The organism is Mycobacterium sp. SMC-13 (genome assembly GCF_045311035.1).
In the GTDB taxonomy this organism is placed as follows: domain Bacteria; phylum Actinomycetota; class Actinomycetes; order Mycobacteriales; family Mycobacteriaceae; genus Mycobacterium.
The window spans coordinates 159284-173013 of record NZ_JBJIAI010000005.1 but is presented as its reverse complement, the minus strand read 5'-3'; the positions used below and the strand labels follow the sequence as shown (position 1 = coordinate 173013).

General features: G+C 69.2%; 16 protein-coding genes. 7 read left to right on the top strand and 9 right to left on the bottom strand.

All coding sequences use genetic code 11. From position 1 onward, the window contains the following. Positions 1–320: 320 nt before the first annotated feature. Positions 321–1091: an oxidoreductase gene (locus ACJH6I_RS09855; protein ID WP_133426327.1), complete on the bottom strand. Its 771-nt coding sequence runs from the start codon at positions 1089–1091 to the stop codon at positions 321–323. A 99-nt stretch (positions 1092–1190) separates the two neighbouring features. On the opposite strand from ACJH6I_RS09855, the gene acs reads away from it, so the two are divergent. Continuing rightward, entirely contained in the window at positions 1191–3137 is a 1947-nt protein-coding gene (gene acs / locus ACJH6I_RS09850) for an acetate--CoA ligase (protein ID WP_318985380.1), read from the top strand. A gap of 23 nt (positions 3138–3160) precedes the next feature. Here the strand turns inward: acs and ACJH6I_RS09845 are convergent, their stop codons facing one another. After that, positions 3161–3817 carry a S1 family peptidase gene (locus tag ACJH6I_RS09845; RefSeq protein ID WP_318985379.1) on the bottom strand — a complete coding sequence of 219 codons (657 nt, stop codon included), beginning with the start codon at positions 3815–3817 and terminating at the stop codon, positions 3161–3163. Positions 3818–3943: 126 nt separating this feature from the next. On the opposite strand from ACJH6I_RS09845, the gene ACJH6I_RS09840 reads away from it, so the two are divergent. Continuing rightward, positions 3944–4453 carry a phage holin family protein gene (locus ACJH6I_RS09840; RefSeq protein WP_212807330.1) on the top strand — a complete coding sequence of 170 codons (510 nt, stop codon included), beginning with the start codon at positions 3944–3946 and terminating at the stop codon, positions 4451–4453. Further along, positions 4453–5418, top strand: a complete 966-nt coding sequence (locus ACJH6I_RS09835) for an alpha/beta hydrolase (RefSeq protein WP_318985378.1) — start codon at positions 4453–4455, stop codon at positions 5416–5418. The genes ACJH6I_RS09840 and ACJH6I_RS09835 overlap by 1 nt, the downstream gene beginning before the upstream one ends. Here ACJH6I_RS09835 and marP read toward each other — a convergent pair. From marP to nth, 4 genes are read right to left on the bottom strand one after another with little or no spacing between them, the layout of a single operon-like run. Next, positions 5407–6600 carry a MarP family serine protease gene (marP, locus tag ACJH6I_RS09830; RefSeq protein WP_212807332.1) on the bottom strand — a complete coding sequence of 398 codons (1194 nt, stop codon included), beginning with the start codon at positions 6598–6600 and terminating at the stop codon, positions 5407–5409. The two genes, ACJH6I_RS09835 and marP, sit on opposite strands and share 12 nt — an antisense overlap. Continuing rightward, positions 6597–7361, bottom strand: coding sequence for a CoA pyrophosphatase (locus ACJH6I_RS09825; protein ID WP_318985377.1), 765 nt, complete (start codon positions 7359–7361; stop codon positions 6597–6599). Before ACJH6I_RS09825 ends, marP begins: the two co-directional genes overlap by 4 nt. Beyond that, positions 7358–8011 carry a TlpA disulfide reductase family protein gene (locus ACJH6I_RS09820; RefSeq protein ID WP_318985376.1) on the bottom strand — a complete coding sequence of 218 codons (654 nt, stop codon included), beginning with the start codon at positions 8009–8011 and terminating at the stop codon, positions 7358–7360. Before ACJH6I_RS09820 ends, ACJH6I_RS09825 begins: the two co-directional genes overlap by 4 nt. Beyond that, positions 8008–8694, bottom strand: coding sequence for an endonuclease III (nth, locus tag ACJH6I_RS09815; protein ID WP_406784045.1), 687 nt, complete (start codon positions 8692–8694; stop codon positions 8008–8010). The genes ACJH6I_RS09820 and nth overlap by 4 nt, the downstream gene beginning before the upstream one ends. Positions 8695–8859: 165 nt before the next feature. On the opposite strand from nth, the gene ACJH6I_RS09810 reads away from it, so the two are divergent. Both ACJH6I_RS09810 and crp read left to right on the top strand, forming a co-directional pair. Then, positions 8860–9210 (top strand): hypothetical protein, encoded by a 351-nt coding sequence (locus ACJH6I_RS09810; protein ID WP_212807335.1) that lies wholly within the window; start codon positions 8860–8862, stop codon positions 9208–9210. Positions 9211–9313: 103 nt separating this feature from the next. Then, the gene (gene crp / locus ACJH6I_RS09805) at positions 9314–9988 is read left to right on the top strand and encodes a cAMP-activated global transcriptional regulator CRP (protein WP_020100982.1); all 675 of its coding nucleotides are present in this window, start codon (positions 9314–9316) and stop codon (positions 9986–9988) included. Positions 9989–10049: 61 nt separating this feature from the next. On the opposite strand, the gene ACJH6I_RS09800 is transcribed toward crp, so the two are convergent. The 3 genes from ACJH6I_RS09800 to ACJH6I_RS09790 are packed head-to-tail and all read right to left on the bottom strand — an operon-like array spanning position 10050 to position 11463. Further along, positions 10050–10853, bottom strand: coding sequence for an MBL fold metallo-hydrolase (locus ACJH6I_RS09800; RefSeq protein ID WP_406784029.1), 804 nt, complete (start codon positions 10851–10853; stop codon positions 10050–10052). Then, entirely contained in the window at positions 10850–11305 is a 456-nt protein-coding gene (locus ACJH6I_RS09795; protein ID WP_212807337.1) for a RidA family protein, read from the bottom strand. The genes ACJH6I_RS09800 and ACJH6I_RS09795 overlap by 4 nt, the downstream gene beginning before the upstream one ends. Continuing rightward, entirely contained in the window at positions 11302–11463 is a 162-nt protein-coding gene (locus tag ACJH6I_RS09790) for a DUF4177 domain-containing protein (protein WP_090562576.1), read from the bottom strand. The genes ACJH6I_RS09795 and ACJH6I_RS09790 overlap by 4 nt, the downstream gene beginning before the upstream one ends. A 48-nt stretch (positions 11464–11511) precedes the next feature. Here ACJH6I_RS09790 and ACJH6I_RS09785 point away from each other — a divergent pair, with 48 nt between their 5' ends. Next, a complete protein-coding gene (locus ACJH6I_RS09785; protein WP_212807338.1) occupies positions 11512–12552 on the top strand; it encodes an ArsA-related P-loop ATPase in 1041 nt (346 codons plus the stop codon). Next, entirely contained in the window at positions 12549–13685 is a 1137-nt protein-coding gene (locus tag ACJH6I_RS09780) for an ArsA family ATPase (protein WP_212807339.1), read from the top strand. Before ACJH6I_RS09785 ends, ACJH6I_RS09780 begins: the two co-directional genes overlap by 4 nt. Positions 13686–13730 lie beyond the last annotated feature (45 nt).

Sequence of the window (13730 nt, the reverse complement as noted above, 5' to 3'; positions counted from 1 at the left end):
GAAGAGAAGGTTCGACCTCCCGAAGAGGGCATCCCAGCACGGAATACCGGCACCCACGCGGAGCACATACCGCGACAATGGTAAAAGCGTTGTGGGCCTGCGTAATTGCGAAAAGCGAACGGCTAAGAGAACTCCTTGGGTGGGGTTGTAGCCGCAGCGCATTGCAGGGACGCCGAGGCCACCCACACAACCCGACAAGCACGCTTGGTAACCGGGGTTCCGTGCTAGCGGGCGGCGAGCCGAGTCAGATGCCCTCTGACGACGGAGCGCCGCCCGCTTTTATGTGTGCGTGTTTGCTGGAGACGGCCGCGGACCGACCGCTACTTGGCCGAAGCCTGCGCAATCGACAGCGCCTCACGAGCTCCGGAATGCAGCGCACGACTGCTGCAGATCAACCACGCCGTCAGCCCGTCGGCCGTGCCCGACGCGAAGCCCCGTGCCGCGGCACGGTATTCGCCGACCTGACGCATCCAGTACATCTCGGGAACGCCGAGGCCGTGCGGGTCGAGACCACTCGACATGGTGATCAGCCGGGACACCGCGCGCGCCACCACACCGTCGGCCACCCCGAATGGCGCCAGGCTCAGGAGTTCGCCATGAGCGACGGCCGCGAGCACCGTCGCCGGCACCCGGCTCCCACCGCCCACGATCTCGCCGAGCAGCTCCAGGCGCCGGCCCACGTCCGGATCATCGGTGCGGGGCCGGCCGAGCTGGTCCGGATCCGTCAGATCCGCGGCCGCCAGGGAGTGCAGCCGGGCGATCGCCTGCAGCGGGGCCCGCTGCCAGACGCCGACGAGCGCCGTCGCGCCACCTTCGAGCGCCTCGGCCACGCGCAGCGCGCCGGCCAGCACCGCGTCGGCACGCTCACCTTTCGCCGGCGCCTCGCCGTCTTTACTGAAACTCAGGGATCCACCGTCGAGCACCGACGACGCGCGGGCGGCCCGCATCGACGCCTCGGCCGCGGTCGCCGGCCAACCCCGCAGGTTCACCTTGTGCCGGTGGGCCCTCCCGAGCGCTTCGCGAGCCTCGTCTCCGGCCTCGGCCACGCCGGGCAGTTCGGCCAAAGGAGCCAGCGGGTCAGGTGCAGCCACGTCCGCACACGGTAGTGCCACCGGGTGGCCACCACCAACGTCCCGGTGGCGGGTCACCTCCAACGTCATTGCAACGTGTCAGTGACTACGCTCACAGCCATGACACAAGACACCGCTGTGCCACAGGCTTACCCGCCGCCTGCCGAGTTCGCCGCGCAGGCCAATGCCACCGCCGCGCTGTATCAAGAGGCCGACGCCGACCGCCTGGATTTCTGGCGCCGCCAGGGCGAGCGGTTGTCCTGGGCCACCCCGTTCACCGAGGTGCTCGACTGGTCGAATGCACCCTTCGCCAAGTGGTTCGGCGACGGCAAGCTCAACGTCGCCTACAACTGCGTGGACCGCCACGTCGAGGCCGGCAACGGCGACCGCGTCGCGATCCACTGGGAAGGTGAGCCCGTCGGCGACGCCCGCGACATCACCTACGCCCAACTCAAGGATGAGGTCAGCAAGGCTGCCAACGCCCTGACCGCCCTGGGCCTGGTCGCCGGCGACCGCGTCGCCATCTACATGCCGATGGTGCCCGAGGCCATCGTGGCGATGCTGGCCTGCGCCCGGCTCGGTGTCATGCACTCGGTCGTGTTCGCCGGGTTCTCCGCCACCGCCCTGGCGGCCCGCGTCGAGGACGCCCAGGCCAAGCTGGTCATCACCACCGACGGGCAGTACCGCCGCGGCCAGGCCGCCTCGCTCAAGTCCGCCGTCGACGAAGCCGTCACCGGCCAGCCGAGTGTCGAGCACGTCCTGGTGGTCAAGCGCACCGGCATCGACGTCGACTGGACCGAGGGCCGCGACGTCTGGTGGCACGAGATCGTCGACTCCCAGTCCACCGACCACACCCCCGAGGCGTTCGACGCCGAGCAGCCGCTGTTCCTGCTGTACACCTCCGGCACCACCGGCAAGCCCAAGGGCATCGTGCACACCAGCGGCGGCTACCTGACGCAGGCGTCCTACAGCCACCACAACGTCTTCGACATCAAGGCCGACGACGTCTACTGGTGCACCGCCGACATCGGCTGGGTCACCGGGCACACCTACATCGTCTACGGCCCGCTGTCCAACGGCGTCACGCAGGTGGTGTACGAGGGCACGCCGACCTCACCCAACGAACACCGGCACTTCGACATCATCGAAAAGTACGGCGTCACCATCTATTACACGGCGCCGACGCTGATCCGCACGTTCATGAAGCTGGGCCACCAGATCCCCGCGGCACACGACCTGTCGAGCCTGCGGGTGCTCGGCTCGGTCGGCGAGCCCATCAACCCCGAGGCCTGGCGCTGGTACCGCGAACACATCGGCGCGGGCACCACGCCCATCGTGGACACCTGGTGGCAGACCGAGACCGGCGCCATCATGATCTCCCCGCTGCCCGGCGTCACCGCCGCCAAGCCCGGCTCGGCCATGACCCCACTGCCCGGCATCAGCGCCAAGATCGTCGACGACGACGGCAACGAACTGGTCCCCGGCGCAGACGAGGAAGAACACGTCACCGGCTACCTCGTGCTCGACAAGCCGTGGCCGTCGATGCTGCGTGGCATCTGGGGCGACGACGAACGCTTCAAGGACACCTACTGGTCCCGCTTCGCCGAGCAGGGCTGGTACTTCGCCGGTGACGGCGCCCGCTACGACGCCGACGGCAACATCTGGGTCCTGGGCCGTATCGACGACGTCATGAACATCTCCGGGCACCGCATCTCCACCGCCGAGGTCGAGTCCGCACTCGTCGGGCACTCCGGCGTGGCCGAGGCCGCCGTCGTCGGCGCCACCGACGCCACCACCGGGCAGGCCATCTGCGCGTTCGTCATCCTCAAGGCCTCCGCACACGGCGGCTCGGAGAACATCGTCGAAGAACTGCGGGCCCAGGTCGCGACCGAGATCTCCCCCATCGCCAAGCCGCGCGAGATCCACATCGTGCCCGAGCTGCCCAAGACGCGCAGCGGCAAGATCATGCGCCGCCTGCTGCGCGACGTCGCCGAGGGCCGCGATCTCGGGGACACCTCCACCCTCGTCGACCCCAGCGTCTTCGAGGCCATCCGCGCCAGCAAGTAGGGCGCCAGCAGGGCCAGGCCGGCTCAGGCGATGGGCACGTAGCCCGCGCCGGGCCGGCTCTTGGCGTCGAGGTCGGCGATCACCGCGTTGATCGACACCGTCACGGCCGGGGTGTGCAGCGGCACGTACTTGACGACGCACGTCGGCAGGTCGTCACTGAAGGCGCCGTGGATCATGCCGACCAGTTTGTTGTTGACGGTGACGGGCGCGCCCGAGTCGCCGGGCTGGCCGCACACCTGGTCCACGATGGTGCCCGGGTCCTGCCCGGGGCCCCATGTGACACCACATGTGTAGCCCGTGGTGCGGCCCAGCTTGCACGCCACCTGACCGAAGGCCGGGTCCGGGCCGATGCCGTCGATCTGGAAGCCGTTGACGTTGTTGAGCGGCTGCACCTTGGCCGGGTCGAACTCGATGACGGCGTAGTCCAGCGGCTGGCTACCGGCCACCATGACGCCCAGGGTGCCCCGGTTCTCTGCGCCCTCGGCCGCCACCTCGTGGCCGGGGCCGCCGCAGTGCGCCGACGTGAAGCCAACCAGCTTGCCGCGATTGTCGTGACCGATCGTGGTCAGGGTGCAGAACGTGTCGCCGTCCACGACGATGCCCGAGCCACCGCCCAGCGGCACCGGTGCATCCGCGTGGGCCGGCACCCCGACCGATGTGCCAAGCAGAGCAATGGCCATCCCACACATCGAAGCAAACCCGGGTGCCAAACGCATCGGGGCAGTGTATCGCTGGGCCGGATCGTTAAGCGGCGCCCCACGTGGCAACATATGCCAGGACTACACCGACGCCGGGAGGACGTGTTCGTGAGCAATGGCGATCGCAAGAATGGCCCCGTTCCAGCCACGGTGACCTCGATCCCGCTGGTGGATCCGCATGCACCCAAGGCCGATCCGTCGATCGGCGATCTGGTCAAGGAAGCCACCGCGCAGATGTCGACGCTGGTGCGCGCCGAGGTCGAGCTGGCGCGCGCCGAGATCACCGCCGACGTCAAGAAGGGCCTGACCGGCAGCGTCCTGTTCATCGCCGCCCTCGTCGTGCTCTTCTACTCGACGTTCTTTTTCTTCTTCTTCCTCGGCTCGCTGCTGGAGCTGTGGCTGCCGAGCTGGGCGTCGTACCTCATCGTCTTCGCGCTGATGGTGCTGACGACGGGTGCGCTCGCCTTCCTGGGCTTCCTCAAGGTCCGCAAGATCCGCGGCCCGCGGGACACCATCGCCACGGTCAAGGAGGCCAAGGTGGCGCTGACGCCGGGCCACGACAAGCCGTCGAGCCAAGCCTCCATTCGCACGGCTTCTAGCGACACCTCAGGCTGGTAGTGCCGCCACCTGATCCGTCGGTCGTCCGGATCGACGGTCCGTGGCGACACCTCCAGGTGCACGCGAACGGGATCCGCTTCCACGTCGTCGAAGCCGAGGGCTCCGAGCCCGCGGACCGGAACGCGGACGGCTCCTCGAATGCCGAGCGCCCGCTGGTGATCCTGCTGCACGGGTTCGCCTCGTTCTGGTACTCGTGGCGGCATCAGTTGCGCGACCTGCGGGGCGCCCGCATCGTCGCGGTCGACCTGCGCGGCTACGGCGGCAGCGACAAACCACCGACCGGATACGACGGCTGGACGCTGGCCGGCGACACCGCGGGCCTGGTGCGCGCGCTGGGACACCACTCGGCCGTACTGGTGGGACACGCCGACGGCGGCCTCGTCTGCTGGGCGACGGCAATGCTGCATCCGCGGGTGGTGCGGGGCATCGCGCTGGTCAGTTCACCGCATCCCGTGGCGCTGCGGTCGTCGACGCTGACCGACAAGGGCCAGCGCGCGGCCCTGCTGCCGGCGATGCTGCGCAACCAGGTGCCGTGGTGGCCCGAGCATGTCCTGACCCGGCGGGGTGGTGCGGCCGTCGAGCAGCTGGTCCGCAGCCGCGCCGGCGCCGCCTGGCCGGCGACGGCCGACTTCGCCCAGACCGCCGCGCACCTGCGCACCGCGATCCAGATTCCGTCGGCCGCGCATTCGGCGCTCGAGTACCAGCGGTGGGCGGCGCGCAGTCAGCTCCGCGGTGAGGGCCGGCGCTTCATGCGCGCGATGAAACAGCGCACCGCGGTCCCGGTCCTGCACCTGCACGGCACCGCCGACCCGTACGTGCTCGACGACCCGGTCCGCCGGACGCAGCGTTACGCCCCGCAGACCCGCTTCGTATCCATCCCCGGCGCAGGACATTTCGCGCACGAGGAACAGCCGTCGACCGTCACCTCGGAGCTGTCGACGTTCCTGCACCAGCTACCCGGCTGAGATGCACTTCCCGGTCGGCACCGCTTCGGAGTTGTCGACCTTGGCCATCTGCTTGGCCACCTCGTCGGCCGTGAGGACGAAGCCGGTGTCGGCGTCGTCGACCGCGGCGCCGAACACGACACCGAGCACCTTGCCGCTGCCGTCGATCAGCGGTCCACCCGAATTGCCTTGGCGGACATTGCCTCTGATGGTGTAGACCTCACGCGTGACGGTCGTCGAGTGGTAGATGTCCGGACCGTTGAGCTTGATGACCTCGCGGATGCGCGCCGGCGTCGCGGCGAACTCGCCGCCGCCCGGATAGCCCATCACCACCGCGCCGGTACCGGTCGGGGCCTCCTGCATGTCGAACTTCAGGGGCGCCGCGGGCAGGTCGGGCGCGTCGAGGATCGAGATGTCGGCCTCGGGGTCGTATGACACGACCTTGGCGTCGTAGCTCTTGTCGTCGACCTGGACGGTGACGCTGTTGGACCCCGCCACCACGTGGGCGTTGGACATGACCCGGCCGGGCGCCACCACAAAGCCGGTGCCCTCGAGGACCTTCTGGCAGCTCTGCGCGACACCGCGGATCTTCACGACGCTGCCCTTGGCCGCGGCCACCGCCGGATCGGCGACGAGCGCGGGATCGGGCGCCGAGACGCTGACGATCGGGGTGCGGCCGAACGGCTGCAGCACCGACGGCAGACCCGAGGTGTTCAGCAGCGCCGAGAGCCGCGTGGGCACGCGCTTGAGCCAGGCCGGCGCGAGATCGTTGACCTCGGACAGCACGCGCGAACCGTTCACCGCCGCAGCCAGGTTCGGCTGGTCGGACGACGTCAGCGGGGTGGCCAGCAGCCAGGCGGCGACCAGCACCGCGACCAGTTGCAGGGCCATGCCGACGACCGAGTCGAAGCCGCGCACCACCTCGTTGCGCATCGCGCCACGGACGGCGCGACCCAGCACGACACCGGCGATCTCGCCCACCACGACGAGGCCGAGGATCAGGAACAGGGCGATGAAGAGCTTGCTGCGGGCGCCGTCGACGTGCGCCACCACGTGCGGTGCCAGCAGTACACCGGCCACCGCGCCGAGCACCACACCGAGAAAAGACAGCAGCGAGCCCAGCGCCCCGGACCGCCAGCCCGAGACGGCGGCGACGAAGGCGACGGACAGCACGGCCAGATCCAGCCATTGTGAAGGTGTCATGGTTGATCCACACGGTAGCCGCTGGACTCGCCCAGCAGCGCCATTGCCGCGTCCAGTTCCTCGACGACGTCGGTGTTCCAGGGCTTGGCCCAGCCTGCGACGTCGAGCATCGCGGAGATCACCTGAGCGGTGAAGCCCCACACCAGCATCTGGTTGAGCAGAAAGGCCGGGCCCGCGAACCGCCGCGTGTTCTCTTTGCGGTACACCATCAAGCGGTTCTCCGGATTGACGAAGGCGCGCACCGGAACCCGCGCGACGATCGCCGTCTCGGCCGGGTCGACGGCGCGGACGTGGCCCGGATCGGGCGAGTACGCGAGCACCGGGACCACGTGAAAACCCGAGGGCGGGATGAACATTCGGTCCAGCTCCGCCAGTATGTGCAGCCGGGAGGGGTCGATGCCGGTCTCCTCGTTCGCCTCCCGCAGGGCGGTGCCGATGGGGCCGTCGTCGCCCGGATCGGATGCGCCGCCGGGGAACGCCGCCTGCCCGGCGTGGTGGCGCAACGTCGACGCGCGGACGGTGACCAGCAGGTCGGCATCGGGCGGCAGGGCACCGGCCGGAGCGTCGGGTGCACCCGAGAACAACACCAGGACGGCGGCGTCGCGTTTGGTGCCGGCGAGTGTCGCGGTGGCACCGGCGGCGGTGATGGCCGCCAGCACGCTCTTCGGTACCCGGCGCCGGTAGGCCTGCGGCAGGTCCTGTGCGTTGTCGACCAGGGGTCGCAGCCAGGCCGGGGCGGCCTGCGGGTTGAGCACGGTCACCCCGACACTCCTAACTGTGGGTTCACTGCACTGGCGATCTCATCGGCGCTGGTGAACGGCCGGGGCAGGACCTGGGCAACGCTACCGTCCGCGCGCAGCAGCACGGTCGCAGGCATGACGTTGGGCACGCGCAGCGCGGCCGCGATCAGGCGCCGGCCGTCCTGCAGCATCGGCAGCTTGACGCCGAGGTCGGCCAGCCGCAGCAGCCCGGCGGTCTCGTTCTCGTCCTGGTGCACCGTCACCACGGTCACGCGGGCGCCCATGCGGCGCTGGTACTCCGCGAGCGCGGGCAGTTCGTCGGCGCAGGGGCCGCACCAGTAGGCCCACAGGTTCAGTACGACGGCCCGGCCGGCGAGGGCCTTCGCGACGTCGACGGGGGTGCCGTCGGCCGCACAGTCGACCGTGATGCCCTGCAGGGCTTGCGGTCCCGGCCCGCCCTGCGGCGCCGGGCAGGGCGGCAGGGCGGCCGTGGCCCGGGGCGCGGCCAGCGCCGCCGGGGTGTCGGCGTCGCGATGCACCCGGGCCGGGCCGGCCGGCATGCCGGATGACCCTGAACCCGACGGCTGCTCATCGAGTTGCCGCCACAGCGCCACTCCCAACACGACGAACACGGCCAGCACCACGACGGTCCAGCGGGCAGACCGACTCACTCGGTGATCCCGGCCAGCGCCAGCAGGTGTTCGGTTTCGGGTCCTCTGACCAGCGCCGCGGCGGTTGCCAGATCCGTCGGCCCCAGGCCGTAGGACGGGCAGTCGCGGGCCAGCACGCACACGCCGCAGGCCGGGGTCCGGGAATGGCAGACGCGGCGGCCGTGGAAGATCACGCGGTGCGACAGCAGGGTCCACTCCTTGCGCGGGATCAGCTCCCCGACGGCGTGTTCCACCTTGACCGGGTCCTCCTCGGCCGTCCAGCGCCAGCGTCGCACCAGCCGGCCGAAGTGGGTGTCCACCGTGATGCCCGGGATGTCGAAGGCGTTGCCGAGGATGACGTTGGCGGTCTTGCGCCCCACGCCGGGCAGCGTGACCAGCTCGTCCAGGGTGTTCGGCACCTCGCCGTCGAAGCGGGTGACCAGCGCCTGGCCCAGCCCGATGATCGACGTCGCCTTGTTGCGGTAGAAGCCGGTGGGCCGGATCAGCTCCTCGAGTTCGGTGCGGTTGGCCTGCGCATAGTCCAGCGCCGTCGGGTATTTGGCGAACAGCGCCGGCGTCGTGAGGTTCACCCTCTTATCCGTGCACTGCGCCGACAGGATGGTGGCCACCGCCAACTCGAGCGGGGTGGTGAAATCCAGCTCGCAGTAGACGTGCGGGAACGCCTGCGCCAGTTCACGATTCATTCGCCGAGCGCGACGCACCAGACCCAGGTGGGTTTCGTTGTCGAATTTTGCGGTGGATCGTCGCGCAGGCACGCCGGTAAGCGTACTGAGAGAAGTCGGTAAGGATACTTTGACCGGCGTCGTTTCGTGATCACCCTGAGACATTCGGCGTGTTTACTTCTGCGTGTGTCCTGGTTGCTCGTGGTGTGCATTCCTGGGTTGCTCATGCTGGCAACCTTCGGTTTGAGCCGCCTGGAAGCCATGCTCGATACGTCGAAGGAGACGTACACCGCGGCCGATGTCAAAGCCTTCGTCGACAAGGTCAAGACGGCGTGGTCGCAGCAGAGCGCAGCCGCGGGCACATTGCCGCACCGATCGGCGCCCCGATTCGAGGAACCCCGTGCGCTGGCGGCCCCGTCGCCGACGCGCGACAACCCGCTCGGAGCCTTCGGTGAACCCGAATTACCCAGCCGCGCGTATGCCCACTATGCGAGCAATCCGCAATTTCGCGAGACTCGCCATGCAAATCGTGTGTAGCGTGGCTGGTTGCGAAACGGCTTACCACTAGACTGACTTTGTTAACCAGTTCACTGGCTAGCTTGCGCGCGTTTTTTATCACTCACCAGCCTTAGGGAGCAACGTGGACGAGATCCTGGCGAGGGCCGGAATCTTCCAGGGTGTCGAGCCCACCGCGGTATCCGCACTGACCAAACAGCTGCAGCCTGTCGACTTTCCTCGCGGACACACCGTGTTCGCCGAAGGCGAGCCCGGCGACCGCCTCTACATCATCATCTCCGGCAAGGTGAAGATCGGCCGCCGGTCGCCGGACGGCCGGGAGAACCTGCTGACGATCATGGGTCCGTCGGACATGTTCGGTGAGCTGTCGATCTTCGACCCGGGCCCCCGGACGTCGAGCGCCATCACCATCACCGAGGTGCGCGCGGTCTCGATGGACCGTGAAGCGCTGCGGGCGTGGATCGCGGACCGCCCGGAGATCGCCGAGCAGCTGCTGCGCGTGCTCGCCCGCCGGTTGCGCCGCACCAACAACAACCTGGCCGACCTGATCTTCACCGACGTGCCCGGTCGCGTGGCCAAGCAGCTGCTGCAGCTGGCCCAGCGGTTCGGCACGCAGGAGGGCGGCGCCCTGCGCGTCACCCACGATCTGACGCAGGAAGAGATCGCCCAGCTGGTCGGCGCCTCCCGCGAAACCGTGAACAAGGCACTCGCCGACTTCGCGCACCGCGGCTGGATCCGCCTCGAGGGCAAGAGCGTTCTGATCTCCGACTCGGAGCGTCTGGCCCGCCGAGCTCGCTAGTTCTCACACACAGATGCCCCCGCACGCCGCGCGTGTCGGGGGCATCTCGCTTTCGGTGAGCCTAGGCCGTCCGCAGGTAATCCAGCTGGGCCTGGACGGATTTCTCGGCGGCATCCCACAGCTTCTGGTCGACGTCGGTGTAGACGTGCTCGACCACCTGCCGCGCCGACGCCTCGTCACCGAGCACCTTCAGAGCGCCGCGCACCTGGTCCAGCCGTTCCTCCCGGTGCGCGAGGTACATGGCGGCCACTTCCGACAGATCCGGCAGATCGGGACCGTGCCCCGGCAGGACGGTCCGTCCGCCCAGCCCCTGCAGTCGCCGCAGTGATTCCAGGTAGTCGCGCAGGCTGCCGTCCTCGTTGTCGATGACGGTGGTGCCGCGCCCCAGCACGGTGTCGGCGGTCAGGACTGGACCCTTCCCGTCGCTGCGCTCGCCCCTGACATCGTCGACCAGGAACGACAGTGAATCCGCGGTGTGGCCGGGCGTCGCCATGACCGTGATCCGCAGGCCCGCGGCGTCGATCACCTCACCATCGGTGAGCGGTCCGCCGAGCCCGCGCAGGAAACCGCTGCCGACCGAGCGCACCACTGCCCCGGTCAGGCCGACCAGCTTGTCGATGCCGCCGGTGTGGTCGTCGTGCTTGTGACTGATCAGCACCAGCGGGATCTTGCCCAGTGCCGCGATCCGCTCGAGGTGCGCATCGTCGTCGGGCCCCGGGTCGACGACGACCATCTCGTCACTACCGCGCCCGCGCAGCACCCAGGTGTTGGTGCCGTCGAGCGTCATGATCCCCGGGTTGTCGCACAGCAGTACCGAGGCCGATTCGGTCACCGGCCTCAGCACGCCATACGCGGGGTGCGTCATGCAACCTCGACGATCAACTCCACCTCGACCGGCGCATTCAGTGGCAACTCCGAGACGCCGACCGCCGAGCGGGCGTGCGCGCCGGCCGGGCCGAACACCTCGCCCAGCAATTCGGACGCACCGTTGATCACCGCGGGCTGGCCGTTGAAGCCCGGCGCCGAGGCGACGAAGCCGACGACCTTGACGATGCGCACCACCGAGTCGATGCCGACCAGCGCGTGCACGGCGGCCAGCGCGTTGAGGCCGCAGGCCCGGGCCAGGGCCTTGCCGTCTTCGGCACTGACCTCGCCGCCGACCTTGCCCTCGGCCAGCAGACTGCCGGCCTGCATCGGCAGCTGGCCCGAGGTGTAGACGAGGTTTCCGGTCCGGACCGCGGGCACGTAAGCAGCAAGGGGCGCAACGACTTCCGGCAGCTCGATGCCCAGCTCGGCGAGCCGGTCGGAGACGCTCACTTCGGCCGCTTCAGGTACGCGACGTGCTGCTCACCGCTGGGGTTGGCCAACACCGACACCAGCTCCCACCCGTCCTGGCCCCACTGGTCCAGGATCTGCTTGGTGGCGTGGATCAGCAACGGGACGGTGGCGTACTCCCACCGGGTCGGTTCGCTCATGTCGCCGAGCTTATCGGCCGAGGGGTACCGCATGGTTAACATGCTGGGGTGACCTCCGAATCGACGGGCCGAACCCATACCGGTTGGCCCGCGCGCCTGGATCAGGCGCGCCTCCATTTCGTCACCGGCAAGGGCGGTACCGGCAAAACCACCGTCGCCGCCGCGCTGGCGCTGGCGCTGGCCGCCGGCGGCCGCAGCGTCCTGCTGGTCGAGGTCGAGGGGCGGCAGGGCATCGCCCAGCTTTTCGACGTGCCACCGCTGCCGTACGGGGAGCAGAAGATCGCCACCGCCGAGGGCGGCGGGCTGGTCAACGCGCTGGCCATCGACACCGAGGCCGCGTTCCTGGAATACCTGGACATGTTCTACAACCTCGGCATCGCCGGCCGCGCCATGAAGCGCATCGGTGCGGTCGAGTTCGCCACCACGATCGCACCCGGCCTGCGTGACGTGCTGCTCACCGGCAAGATCAAAGAGGTCGTGGTCCGCAACGGCAAGACCGCCAAGGAGCTCAAGGGGCAGCGCCCCTACGACGCCGTCGTGGTCGACGCCCCGCCGACGGGCCGCATCTCGCGCTTCCTCGACGTCACCAAGGCCGTCTCCGATCTCGCCAAGGGCGGGCCCGTGCACTCCCAGGCCGACGGCGTCGTGAAACTGCTGCACTCGGAGCTCACCGCCATCCACCTGGTCACGCTGCTGGAGGCGCTGCCGGTGCAGGAGACGCTGGAGGCCATCGAGGAGTTGCGGGAGCTCGACCTCCCGATCGGCAGCGTCATCGTCAACCGCAACATCCCGGCGTACCTGTCGCAGGATGATCTGGCGAAGGCCGCCGAGGGCGTCATCGACGCCGACGCGGTCCGCGCCGGGTTGGCCGACGCCGGAATCACGTTGTCCGACACCGACTTCGCCGGACTCCTCACCGAAACCATCCAGCACGCGACGCGCATGATGGCGCGCGCCGAGAGCGCCGAGGCGCTGGACGCCCTCGAAGTGCCCCGCCTCGAACTGCCCGCCCTGCCCGACGGGGTCGACCTGGGCAGCCTGTACGAACTCGCCGAAGCACTCGAGCAGCAAGGGGTTGGCACCAAATGAGCGGCAAACCCTTGAAGCTGGACATGCACACGATCCTGTCGGACACCGCGAACCGCGTCGTGGTGTGCTGCGGCGCAGGCGGCGTCGGCAAGACCACGACGGCCGCCGCGATGGCCCTGCGGGCCGCCGAGTACGGCCGCACCGTCGTGGTGCTGACCATCGACCCCGCCAAGCGCCTGGCGCAGGCCCTCGGCATCAAGGACCTCGGCAACACCCCGCAGCGGGTGCCGCTGGCTCCTGAGGTACCGGGCGAGCTCTACGCGATGATGCTGGACATGCGCCGCACCTTCGACGAGATGGTGGTGCAGTACTCCGGCGAGGACCGCGCCGACGCGATCTTGGAGAACCAGTTCTACCAAACCGTCGCGACGTCGCTCTCCGGCACGCAGGAGTACATGGCGATGGAGAAGCTCGGCCAGCTGCTGGCCGAGGACAAGTGGGATCTGGTCGTCGTCGACACCCCGCCGTCGCGCAACGCGCTGGACTTCCTGGACGCCCCGAAGCGGCTGGGCAACTTCATGGACAGCCGCCTGTGGCGGCTGCTGCTGGGGCCCGGGCGCGGCATCGGCCGCCTGGTCACCGGGGCCATGGGCCTGGCGATGAAGGCGCTGTCCACCGTGCTGGGTTCGCAGATGCTCTCCGACGCCGCCGGTTTCGTGCAGTCCCTGGACGCGACGTTCGGCGGGTTCCGCGAGAAGGCCGACCGCACCTACGAACTGCTCAAGCGCCCCGGCACCCGGTTCGTCGTGGTCTCGGCCGCCGAGCCCGACGCGCTGCGCGAGGCGTCGTTCTTCGTCGATCGGTTGTCGCAGGAGCAGATGCCGCTGGCCGGCCTGATCCTCAACCGCACCCATCCGATGCTGTGCGACCTGACCGCCGACGCGGCGGACGAGGCCGCGGCCAAGCTGGAGCAGTCCGGTCAGGACGCCGATGCGCTGGCCGCTGCGACGCTGCGGATCCACGCGAATCGCACCGTCATCTCCAAACGTGAGGTGCGGCTGCTGTCGCGGTTCACCGGGGCCAACCCGCATGTGGCGCTGGTGGGCGTGCCGTCATTGCCGTTCGAGGTGTCAGACCTCGAGGCGCTGCGGGCCATCGCTGATCAGATCACGGGCGACATCGTCAAGGCGTAAGCCCGGCCCGAACAACGGAAGTCCGCAGAGAACTGCGGACTTCTG